The organism is Flavobacterium cellulosilyticum (genome assembly GCF_004349355.1).
GTDB classification, from domain to species: Bacteria; Bacteroidota; Bacteroidia; order Flavobacteriales; family Flavobacteriaceae; genus Flavobacterium; species Flavobacterium cellulosilyticum.
In genome coordinates, this window is sequence record NZ_SMFK01000008.1 from 83644 (window position 1) to 95402 (window position 11759).

Annotated in this window: 9 protein-coding genes; 1 reads left to right on the plus strand and 8 read right to left on the minus strand. The window is 30.3% G+C overall.

Annotation, left to right across the window (positions count from 1 at the left end; genetic code table 11):
- Positions 1-5: 5 nt before the first annotated feature.
- The gene (locus E0F76_RS12660; RefSeq protein ID WP_132006554.1) at positions 6-1025 is read right to left on the minus strand and encodes a phosphatase PAP2 family protein; all 1020 of its coding nucleotides are present in this window, start codon (positions 1023-1025) and stop codon (positions 6-8) included.
- A 450-nt stretch (positions 1026-1475) separates the two neighbouring features.
- Between E0F76_RS12660 and E0F76_RS12665 the strand changes: the two genes are divergently transcribed.
- Positions 1476-4583, plus strand: coding sequence for a DUF5686 family protein (locus E0F76_RS12665; protein WP_132006557.1), 3108 nt, complete (start codon positions 1476-1478; stop codon positions 4581-4583).
- On the opposite strand, the gene E0F76_RS12670 is transcribed toward E0F76_RS12665, so the two are convergent.
- From E0F76_RS12670 to E0F76_RS12700, 7 genes are all read right to left on the minus strand, one after another.
- Complete coding sequence (locus E0F76_RS12670; protein WP_132006560.1) at positions 4580-5179, minus strand: DUF6134 family protein; 600 nt, start codon at positions 5177-5179, stop codon at positions 4580-4582. The two genes, E0F76_RS12665 and E0F76_RS12670, sit on opposite strands and share 4 nt — an antisense overlap.
- A gap of 677 nt (positions 5180-5856) precedes the next feature.
- Positions 5857-6339 carry an ABC transporter ATPase gene (locus E0F76_RS12675; RefSeq protein ID WP_132006563.1) on the minus strand — a complete coding sequence of 161 codons (483 nt, stop codon included), beginning with the start codon at positions 6337-6339 and terminating at the stop codon, positions 5857-5859.
- A gap of 85 nt (positions 6340-6424) precedes the next feature.
- Complete coding sequence (locus E0F76_RS12680) at positions 6425-7183, minus strand: phosphatase PAP2 family protein (protein WP_132006746.1); 759 nt, start codon at positions 7181-7183, stop codon at positions 6425-6427.
- Between the two features lie 34 nt (positions 7184-7217).
- Positions 7218-8009 (minus strand): (Fe-S)-binding protein, encoded by a 792-nt coding sequence (locus tag E0F76_RS12685; RefSeq protein ID WP_132006566.1) that lies wholly within the window; start codon positions 8007-8009, stop codon positions 7218-7220.
- A 203-nt stretch (positions 8010-8212) separates the two neighbouring features.
- Positions 8213-9538, minus strand: coding sequence for a (Fe-S)-binding protein (locus E0F76_RS12690; protein ID WP_132006569.1), 1326 nt, complete (start codon positions 9536-9538; stop codon positions 8213-8215).
- 5 nt (positions 9539-9543) lie between these two features.
- Positions 9544-10509: an MlaD family protein gene (locus E0F76_RS12695; RefSeq protein WP_132006572.1), complete on the minus strand. Its 966-nt coding sequence runs from the start codon at positions 10507-10509 to the stop codon at positions 9544-9546.
- Between the two features lie 50 nt (positions 10510-10559).
- On the minus strand, positions 10560-11729 hold the full coding sequence (locus E0F76_RS12700) for an N-acetylmuramoyl-L-alanine amidase family protein (RefSeq protein ID WP_132006575.1): 1170 nt from the start codon (positions 11727-11729) through the stop codon (positions 10560-10562).
- Between the last annotated feature and the right edge of the window lie 30 nt (positions 11730-11759).

The following is an 11759-nucleotide window of genomic DNA, read 5'->3' on the forward strand; positions in this document are numbered from 1 at the left end:
TTAGTTTAATAAACCATATTTACCCCTGCTAATGTATAACTTTGATTGGAACTAAAAGAATAATGAAACTTAGGTTGAAACGCTTTTACATCACTAACTTCAGTCTTTTTTATTTCAGTAATTCTTGATTTTACAATACTTTTTCCAATAATATACCCCATAAAAATTGCAATTGGAAAATCGGAAGCCCAATGCACTTTACTTTGCAACATTTCAAAACCCATGAGCCCCATAAGTCCGAAACCAACTGGTTTTATCCATTTTACTTCTTTATAATTTTCCGATAGTATCATCACTGTTGTCATTAATGTGGTAATATGTCCTGAGGGCATTGCATCATAAGTTGGTGTGTGCTTTTGATAGGCTGCAAATGATGGTGCAAATTGCCAATTACCACCATTAACACCACTTATTGCTGCAACATCTGGACTTTCCCGACCAGTTAATCGTTTAAAAGGTTGCACTAATAACCCAGATGTAATTAATCCTTCTAGCAATTCACTTGTAGTGTGAATCGCCCGATAATTATTATTAATTAATCCGTAAGTTAACAGCCCTCCTCCTACTAATAGTGCTGTGAATCCATTTCCGATTCTGTAAATTGCTGAATTTATATTTTTTGGATACATTTTTATAGCACCAGAGTAATTATGACTTTCCGGAAATCCTATTTGCTGACCATAATTTCTGGAACTATTTGTGATTTTTTGATCCGCCGGAAGTAATGCCACTGTTGCTGTTACCGATACTCCAAACCAAATCAAATTGCTTCTTTGTATCAGCATACTCCCCATTAATCCAAAATCGTGTGGCTCTTTTGTAATGAAATCAAAGAATTTTGGTTTCGAATATTGATAGCTTAAATTATCATTTATCGTAAACTGTTGACAGTTTACATTTTTTATAATTGAATTCGTAATAGTATCGTTTTGCTGAGCTTGAACATTTAAATAAGTTACAATAAATGAGAATAAAAAAACATTTTTTATAAGCCCAATATTTTTATTCTGTAATGTTTTTATCATACAAGTCAATTTATTATTTTTCAGTTTCAAAGTTGCAATAATTTAATTTAATTTTTTAATTGCAATTTTACAAACTGAATCTATTTAAATTCTATGGTTTACACTTTTATTAGCCCTATTATTTTTAAACTCAAAAAATAGAATTCCAATAGAATTAGAATAGAATTAAGGTAGAATACATACTTACTATTGTGAAAATATTAATTAAAACACAATAAATTGGCACCTATTCTTAATCATATCTTTGAGTTCCAAATTTTTCTTTTCATTTGTATTTTAGTGTTTTTTTGGTTTTTAGAATATTTTCTATTCTCTCAAAATAGAGACACTAAACTTTCACATACTTTTTTAAATGCTAAGTTTTTATTTTTTGTAATTCCAATTCAATTTTCATTATCGATATTGGTATTATTTACTTCCAATTTTGTTGAAGCCAAACATTTGGGGTTTATGTTTTTACTTCCCATTTCTAAAAATTCCTTTCTGTTTTTTATTGTTGCTTTCGTAATCCTTGATTTTTTTGATTATTTGTATCATTTTATGATGCACAAAACTCCTTTGTTCTGGAAATTTCATCAAGTACATCATAGCGATTTAGATGTAGATATCACAACCACAGTCAGAGAACATCCTGGAGAAACGTTTATAAGAGTGAGTTATTCTATTTTAATAATTTGCCTAATTGGAGCAACTCCTTGGGTACTTATTTTTAAACAATTTATTCAAAGTTCATCAAATATTATATCACATTCTAAAACGAAGCTACCAAAAAAGCTAAACAATATAATTTCTAAATTTTTTGTTACTCCAAACACGCATCACATTCATCATCATTATCAATTACCCTATACCGACAGTAATTTTGGTGATGTACTAACAATATGGGATCAATTATTTTCTACTTTTCGTCATCTAAAACAATCCGAAATTATTTGTGGAGTAGACACTAATATGGTCCGTAAAGATAATGAGAATTTTAAAAAGCTAATACTAAGGCCTTTTCAAGAAAAGGATAAATGTTCTAAACACGATGTAAAACCCAAAGTTAAAATATTGAAAGTTAATGGTTTCATCATAGGATTACTTGCAACTTCTAACATTATATCAAGTCAAACCGTTGTAAAAGGAATTCTTACAGACGAAAAAAACGAGCCCATAGTTAGTGCCAATATCGTTTTTTTAGGTTCAAACGAAAGTACATTAACGGATTCAACAGGTAAATTTATATTAAAATCTAATTCTAATTTTACGACTATAAACGTGAGTTACATAGGTTTTGAAAATAAAGTCGTCCCACTGAAAAAGCTAAAGACAGAGGACTTAAAAATTGCACTAAAAAAACAAACCATAATTCTAAATGAAGTTGCAATAAAATCTAGATCAAAAAAAAAATTAAAAAATAAAGAAAATCCAGCCTATAAAATTTTGGAGAATATTTGGAAAAACAAAAAGAAAAATGGGTTACAACTTGCTACATCATATGAATATGAAAAATATACGAGTATTGAATTGGGTATGGATAATTTAGACACATCGTTTGTAAAAAAAATGTTAAAAAAAGATTTTGATAGCTTTGCTTTAAAAATGAAAACTGATTTTAATAATAAATTTTTTGTTCCAATAGAACTAATTGAAAACAATAAAAAAATATATGGTAACAATCATTTAAAGAAAGAACGTATAGATATAGATGGTTCGAGAGCGACTGGAATTAAACAACAGGGTAAAATATTCGACAGAATTGCCAATGTTTTTCAAGAAATCGATGTGTATCAGAACAACATCACCATTTTGAATAAAAATTTTGTAAGTCCAATTTCGTCTGAAGGATTTGGCACTTATAATTATGAATTATCGGACAGTACTTTTGTGGGAGACAAAAAGTATTATTCCATTCGGTTTTATCCTAGAGAATCTAGGGATTTCGCTTTTAGAGGTAGCTTTATTGTTGATTCTAAAAACTATGCACTAACCAAAATTGAAATGCAAACACCACGAAAAATGAATTTAAATTTTGTTCGCAATTTTGAATTCACCAAAACATTTACTATTCAAAACGATAGTATTTACTTGCCTTTATCAAATGAGTACAAAGCCGATTTTACATTACTTACCAAAGAAGAAAATGAAAAAGGAATATATGTAATTAAAAAAGAAAAATTTTGCAATTACATTCTTAACGCACCAAAAGATGTTGATTTTTATGATAAACAAATACTACAATTAACATCCAAACAGTTTGAAAAAGACAGTGTCTATTGGAAAAACAAACAAGATAAAGAAACTAAAGACCTGTATAAAGTTGTAAATGTGATTAAAGACACTAAAAAAATAAAAGCTGTTATTGGAACAATCTATATCCTTTCAGACGGCTATGTTCCTTTATTTAAGGGGTTACAAACTGGTAATATCTGGACAACTGCGGCAAGTAATCAAATAGAAGGTTTACGTTTGCGTTTGGGGTTTAGAACATTTATTTCAGATGAGGATCTTTTTAGAGTGGAAGGTTTTACGGCTTATGGTAGCAAAGATAAAATAACCAAATATGGTTTAGAAGCTCGATATTTAATTACAAATACACCCAGATTAACTATAAGCGCTGCCTTTTTGAAAGATAACGAACAAATGGGTCTAACACAATTTAATGGTATCCATTTATTACCTGAAGCTGATAAAAGTTCTAAAGCATTATTTAACAGAGGACAGAATTATTTTCTTTCAAAAATTCAAAAAAGTATGTTTCGATTTGATGTAGAACCTGCAAAAAATTTACATCTTGGGTTTACATTTACACACAATATAATTCAATCGGCAGATCCACATCAATTTTCGTTAGATTATTTAGATGTTAATTCGGATCAAATAAAATCAGCAACTACAAATTTAAAATCCGATATCTATTTGACGTATACACCAGGAAAAGAAACTTCTGGTTTTGGTGTTGATGAAAAACTAGGCATCAAATTGCATCCTATATTTATGTTTAATTATGAACGAGGTTATAAAAATGTATTTGGCGGAAGCTTTAATTATAATCGATTACAAGTGTTATATAACAATCCTATTTCGTTGGGCAAATTTGGAATATTTGATGCTACAGTTGGTGCTGGTAAAACTTTTGAGGCAACTCCTCTATCTTTATTAACAACGGTTTCAGCCAATCAAACCTATTTTTTATTACCCAATACTTTTGCATTGTTAGATTATTATGAATTTGTTGCGGATACCTATGCTGAAGGGCATTTTGAACAACATTTTAACGGTCTTCTTTTAAATAGAATTCCAATAATCAAAAAATTAAATTGGAGAAGTTTATTAACTATTAGAGGCGTATATGGGACAATATCAAATGGTAGTATAGCCATCAATCAATCATCAATACATTATGTTGCGCCTACAAAACTTTACTATGAATACGGTTTTGGATTTGAAAACATTGGGTATGGAAATGTTAGACCATTTAGATTGGATTTTATTTGGCGGAGTAATTTTCAGAATTTTAATGGACCCGTAAATCCTGGATTTGGTATTAGAATTGGATTAAAAACTTCATTTTAATAGTTAGCTTTTAAAACCATTTCAAAATTAACGAATGTATTTCTAACTAACGAATAGTATAAAATACCATTTCTATATCTATAATCATCTTTTTGACTACTATTTTCACCTAATAATTGGAAAAGATTCTCATTAATTAATGTGACATTTTTAAAAGTTCCTTCAACTTCTTCAAAATAGCTCTCTTTAGTATTAGGAAGTTCAAAAAGCAGGATTATAGTACTATTAAAGATGTTTTTATTGTAATAATTGGTTTCATTATCGTGAATAATGGTATAAACTCCATTTTTTAAATTAGTAGTTGACTCTTCCTTAAGTTTTCCGTTTTTAAAAAGTTTGAAACTACTTTCCTGAAGAATATCATTTTTATAAACTACTGACATTCTCGTTTTTATTTCGGTTTTAAAAATAAAATTTGCACTTGCATCCGCATTTGACATATATGTTGTTTTATTTCCTTCAATTTTTTTGGTTGCAGTTACCGTTCCAATATTTTCTCCTGCTACCAATAACTTATATTGCAATGTTTTTGTTTGTGAATTAGCATTTAGCATATTAAAAACGGATAACAAAACTAAAATTATATTAAATTTCATTTAATTTATTTTAAAATTAATGTTCCTAAATAAAACTTGATTTAGAATATATTTTATCGAAATAAATTTGGTTGTTGTATATGGTACTATAACAAACGGAATTATAATGTATTTAGTAAATTTCAAGATTTCCATAGAAATTTTAACTCCTAAATTGCACTATTATTCTTGAATTTAATTTGATAAGTGGAATAAGAAATAGTCGTAAAAGTAAAATGCTATTTTCTGATTCTTCCTCAATGAGTGATACTTTCATTATGCTTGTAAACATATAGTGAAAATCTATTCCAATTCTATTTTATTATAAATGAAGTCGTTAAAAAGAAGTTTTTTTCCACAAAAGCTCAAAGTTTTGATAAAATTGCAGTCACTAAATGTACAATTTTTTTTTGCCACTAAGATGCAAAGTTCTAATATAAATGAATTAGTTATTCTGGTTCCTAGCCTATAATTATAATATTTATAAGAAAGACCAATTTGTCAAATCGAGCGCAGTCAAGATTCATTAATATATCTCGACTGCGCTCGATTTGACAAAAATAGAATTGGTCTAAAAAGTATTTTCGTTTGGTATTATATTCGTCATATCTGAAGAATATGCACGAACAAAATAAAGAAAAAAAGGCACAAAGTTCCAATAAAAAACTTTGTGCCTAAGCGTCATTGTTTTATTTTTTTTAAAAGAAACGACTGTGCCAGCTATCCATAGCTGGAACTTCCCAAGATTCGTTATATTCTTCGATGTTATTGACCAAATTATTAAAAACGATCGTGTTTTCGGTAACGGCTTTTTCTTTGGCCATTTTTTTGAAATCTATCAATGATTTGTGAGCAATATGTTCTCCGTTTTTGAAAGTAACATTCATTTTATCTAATAAATCAACCTTGTACTTTTGTTCTAATTTTTGAATAAATACAACTGAGGAATCTATTGAACAACCTGTTGCTGCTTGTATTTCTTGATTTACAGCTATAATGATAAATCGATTGTATTTTAATTCATAAGACGATTCAAGACTTACTCCATGCGCTTCCCATTTATTAAGAAAGGATTGTAAATCTGTTTCAATTTCTGCAAATTCGGCATCAGAAAATTTTCTGTTTGATTGATAGATCCAAATTTTAGATTCTCCTGGTAAATTTTCGAAAGGTATATACATGTTATTTATTATTTTTCCCTTAGACAAGCTCAGGGTGATCGTTTTTGATTTGTAATTAAATATTGCTAATTCTATTTTTTATAATTTAAAAAGAAGAGACATAACCAAAGCCAACTTGATTTCCATTATAATACGGTATAAATGCTGATCTTTTATTAGGGTTTGAACTTGAAGTAAATAATTTATTTACAACAGGCAACAACCAATATCCCGCTTTTGCACTTACTATTCCTATTCCTGCACCAGAAACAACATCGGTAAGCCAGTGGCGATTATTGTATATTCTAAATGCTCCTGTGGCTGCTGCAACTACATAGCCTGAAACACCATACCAAACAGAAGTAACTTTGTACTCTTGATAAAGAAATTCGGCTCCCATGAATGCATTTGCTGTATGCCCTGAAGGAAACGAATTATTGCTGTAACCATCCGGTCTTTCAATTTTTGCAATCGATTTTAATGCTGTAACCGTTATACTCATTATTATAAATGAAGTAGCTAGTATAATTGATTTGTCTTTTAAATTATTTTTACCTTTTATTCCTATGGCTCCTAATGCATAAACGGAAAGTGCAGGGGCATATTGCGAAAAATCATCTATAGTCAATCTTCTATCAATATTTTCTGTAACTTCTTCACTTATTTCTTTATTGATATTTTTTACCCAATCCGATTCCATTCCAATAAACCCGTAAGCAATTAACACAGATGGAATTATTAGTTGTTTTGGTTTGAATTTAAAGTCATTGGAAAGTTTTATGTTGATTAATGAATCATTTGTCTTGATTGTATCTAAAGATTGAGCAATTAGCGAACCATTTATTAAAAAAAATAAAATAAACATTCTTAAAGACATATTCCTTTTATAAAAAATAGTGCTATAAATCTTGAGCATTGGCAATCAATTCGGCGATGTCTAAAACTTTTACCGTGCCTTCTTTTTCTTTGTTTTTGATTCCATCAGTCATCATAGTATTGCAAAATGGACAACCCGCTGCTATAATATCAGGTTGCGTTTCTAAAGCATCTTCGGTTCTTTCTACATTAACTTCTTTAGTACCTGGTTCTGCATCTTTAAACATTTGCGCTCCACCCGCTCCACAACACAATCCATTGGCTCGAGAGCGTTTCATTTCGACGAATTCGGCATCTAGTTTTTGAATTAAATCACGAGGCGCTTCGTATACGTTATTGGCTCTTCCTAAATAACAAGGATCATGAAAAGTTATTCGTTTTCCTTTGAATTGACCGCCTTCGATGGTTAATCTTCCATCGTCAAGCAATGATTTAAGAAACTCTGTATGATGTAAAACTTCGTATTTTCCGCCTAATTCAGGATATTCATTTTTTAATGTATTAAAACAATGGGGACACGCAGTAACTATTTTTTTTATTTCATAACCATTCAAGACTTCGATATTTGTCATGGCTTGCATTTGAAACAGAAATTCGTTTCCGGCTCTTTTTGCTGGATCTCCTGTACAACTTTCTTCGGTGCCAAGAACTGCAAAAGTAACATTGGCACGATTTAATATTCGAACGAATGCTTTTGTTATTTTTTTTGCTCTATCGTCAAAACTTCCTGCGCAACCAACCCAAAATAAAACTTCGGGTTGTTTTCCTTGAGCTAGTATTTCGCCCATTGTGGGAACTATTAAAACTTCTGACATATAAAAAAAGTTTAAGGTTTAAGGTTTAAAGTTTGGAGAAACTGTAATCTGAAACCGTTTTGTGTTATTTATTTTTTATTCACTTATGTCCGCGTGAGGGATAAAAGTGGAGCTCTTTTTTGTGAGGCTTTTTTGCCGATCAAAAAAAGCGGGAACGTATAGCCCGACCCGTAGTTTTTACGGAGGGTCACGCCCAAATTATTCTATTCGTTTTTCCAGTTTAATCGATCCTGCTGGTTGTATTGCCAAGGTGCTCCGTTATTTTCGATATTGGTCATCATAGCATTTATAGGGGTTGGCGCTGCGCTTTGTTCCATTACCAAATAACGTCTCATATCCATAATAATGGAAAGTGGACTTATGTTTACAGGACATTCCTCGACGCAAGCGTTACATGAGGTACACGCCCAAAGTTCTTCGGGTGTGATATAATCGTTTAATAATGATTTGTTATCTGGTACAAAAACACCTTTGTTGGCATCAATATTTTTTCCAACTTCCTCTAGTCTATCTCTCGTATCCATCATTATTTTACGAGGTGATAATTTTTTCCCAGTAATATTTGCTGGACATGCAGCCGTACAACGACCGCATTCTGTACAAGTGTAGGCGTTCAATAATTGAACCCAGTTTAAATCCTGTACATCACTAGCACCAAACTTAGATGGAACGGTATTTTCGGGCACTGCGGCATAAGGATCGGCAGTGGGATCCATCATCATTTTTACTTCATTGGTAACCGATTCTAAATTGTCTAACTGTCCTTTTGGATTCAAATCAGCGAAATAAGTATTTGGGAATGCTAATAAAATATGAAGGTGTTTTGAAAAATACAAGTAGTTCATAAATATGAAAATACCAATAATATGCAACCACCAAAAAATCTCGTTGAGAAGGAGTACTGATTCATTTGAAACTCCATTAAATAATGGTTCAAAAAATTGACTTACAGGATAACTTCCTGCTGTAATAAAATGAGAGAAACCGCCAGGAATATTTTGTAAATGCAAATCGGTGGCATTCATAAACAAAAACAAAGTCATCAAAACTAGTTCGAAATACAAGATATAATTGGCATCATTTTTAGGGAAACCAGCCAAATCTTTGTTGGCTAACCTTTTTAATTTAATTGCATTTCTGCGTATCCAAAAAAGTGTTACTGATACTATAACTAAGAGAGCCAATATTTCGAATGAACCTATTAATACATTGTATAAAGTTCCTAGAAATGCAAAAATACGATGGGTACCAAATAAGCCATCAATGATTATCTCTAGTAATTCGATATTGATAATTATAAAACCAGCGTAAACAATAATATGTAGAATTCCAGCAACAGGTCTCTTGACCATTTTTGATTGTCCAAGAGCAATCATTGCCATATTTTTCCAGCGAGCTTTAGGATTATCTTTTCGATTTACATCAATCCCAAGATTGATGTTTCTTCTAATTTTTATGATATTGGAAAAAAAATATCCAAATCCAAAAACCAGCAGTACCGCAAATAAAATTGAATCTAAATAGCTCATAATTGCTAGTTTATTACTTTCGCAACAGTATCTTTTACTGGAGCTACATAAGGCTTGTCTTTCTTTCCAAAAATGGAAACATTTATATATCTTGTTGGATGGAGTCTTACATCTTGTAAAAGTAATTCTAATTCTTTTGAAGTATTGTTTAAATTAGAATATAAAGCATCATCGTTTAGCATTTTACCCATAGATCCTTTTCCTGCTTTAAGATCTGTTATTATTTTATCAACACTTGCCAAAGTCTTTTGTAAATTTTTGACCGTTTTACCTAAATTAGCTTTGTTTAATGAATCTGAAATTTTAGAAAAATCACTAGACACTTTATTAAAGTTAGTTACAACACCATTTATTTTTACTTTATTATCATCTAAAAGCGAATTAATACTTGTTGATGCTTTATGAAATTCTTCCATGGTTTTACTTAATTCAGCAAGACTTTTTTTCATATCTTGTTGCCCTTTTTTATCAAAAACATTATTAATGCCAATTACTAATTTATCTGAATTAAGAATTAATTTTTCGAATTTTTCCTGTAAGGGTACTAGTTTTGATTTTAATGCTTCTGTAAGTCCTGCTTTTACATCTCCTTGAATTCTATCGCCATCTTCCAAAATTGATTTATCATTAAGGTTGGGATAAATTGCTATTTGTTTACCTGCTATAAAACCAGGTTCATAAATAGAAGCAATACTAGATTTAGATATCGGGAATTCAGTTTTTAATTGTAACTCAACCAATATTTTTCCACTATTCGAATTCAATGAGATATTACTTACTTTACCTACAACAAAACCATTTAGAGTAACAGCAGCAGATCTTGCAACACCTTCTACATTTTCATATTCTACATAAACTGTTTTATAATTATTAAAAAGGTCTTTACCCTTTAGAAAGCTATATCCCCAAATAAATAGTAAAATAGCCGAAATGACTAATATAGCGGTTTTAATTTCTCGTGTCAATTTCAAATTTTTTGTGTTTGGACAAATTTAATATAAAATAATTAAACTTTTTGTTATTAATTATTGATTACGTCTTGTATATTAATCTTAATGCCGTTTTTAAAAGCGATTACATAAGCGGATTCATATCCTTTAGCTTTTGCTTCTTGCATTAATCTTTTGGCTTCATTGTAATCATCAGTTTCTCCATACATGTATTTGTATAGTGAACTACCAGACTCCATTGATATATTCCTTAATCCTTTAAAATTATTTGGTGATAATTCAACTTTTCTAACACTAGCCATAAGTTGCACTTTAAAAATTACATCAGATGAATCTAGATTTTTTTTATCTTGATTTGTTTTGGGAGTGTCAATGATTTGTTTTGCCTTTGCTGGAAATGATGAATCTTTATTTGATTTTTCGACTACTTTTTGAGAAGGTCTGTCTATAACACTTTCATAATTTCCATTTCCAAAATATTCAGTTTTATAGCTTAAAATTGCACTAGTAATTGCTTTTGCAATATCCATTTGTCCCTCTTCCGAATCCAATATATTTCCTTCGATAGTATTTGAAATAAATCCAGTCTCAATTAATACTCTTGGCATATAGGCTTTGTGAAGTACCATAAATGGTGCCTGCTTCACTCCTTCTTGTCTTATTTTTTTACCTAAAGCGGCAAATCGATCTTCTATTTTGCTTGCTAAAGAAATACTATTATCTAAATATTCTTCTTGCATCATAGTCACTCCTAACATTGTTTCAGGAGAATTGGGGTCAAATCCTTCGTATTTTTGTTTGTAATCTTTTTCTAAAGTAATTACCGAGTTTTCCGCTTTTGCAACTGCTAGGTTTGAAGAAACCTTATTCATACCCATAACATAAGTTTCGGTACCATCGGCTGATGTATTTTTATTTGCGTTGCAGTGTATCGAAACAAATATATTGGCATCAAACCTATTGGCAATATTAGCTCTTTCTATTAAATCGATAAAAACATCCGTTTTCCGAGTATAATTTACATCAATTTTAGGATTTTGCTCTAATAATCGTCCTACTTTTAATACAATGGCTAAGTTTATGTTTTTTTCGACGTGACCATTATAAGTAGCGCCAAAATCATGTGCACCATGTCCTGCGTCCAATGTTACTCTAAAGTTACCAGACTGACCGTAAGAAACTAATGTTAAGATAGTTAATGAAAAAGCAAATTGTAATTTAATTTTATTTATAATATTCATATATCTAAAAGTTAATTTTATTTAAAACAC

What these genes read in the sequence shown, in the direction of transcription:
- E0F76_RS12665 (WP_132006557.1), top strand. Translation starts at nt 1,476, where the DNA reads ATGTTTTTACTTCCCATTTCTAAAAATTCCTTTCTGTTTTTTATTGTT.
- E0F76_RS12685 (WP_132006566.1), bottom strand. Translation starts at nt 8,009, where the DNA reads ATGTCAGAAGTTTTAATAGTTCCCACAATGGGCGAAATACTAGCTCAA.
- E0F76_RS12700 (WP_132006575.1), bottom strand. Translation starts at nt 11,729, where the DNA reads ATGAATATTATAAATAAAATTAAATTACAATTTGCTTTTTCATTAACT.
- E0F76_RS12690 (WP_132006569.1), bottom strand. Translation starts at nt 9,538, where the DNA reads ATGAGCTATTTAGATTCAATTTTATTTGCGGTACTGCTGGTTTTTGGA.
- E0F76_RS12680 (WP_132006746.1), bottom strand. Translation starts at nt 7,183, where the DNA reads ATGTTTATTTTATTTTTTTTAATAAATGGTTCGCTAATTGCTCAATCT.
- E0F76_RS12660 (WP_132006554.1), bottom strand. Translation starts at nt 1,025, where the DNA reads ATGATAAAAACATTACAGAATAAAAATATTGGGCTTATAAAAAATGTT.
- E0F76_RS12675 (WP_132006563.1), bottom strand. Translation starts at nt 6,339, where the DNA reads ATGTATATACCTTTCGAAAATTTACCAGGAGAATCTAAAATTTGGATC.
- E0F76_RS12670 (WP_132006560.1), bottom strand. Translation starts at nt 5,179, where the DNA reads ATGAAATTTAATATAATTTTAGTTTTGTTATCCGTTTTTAATATGCTA.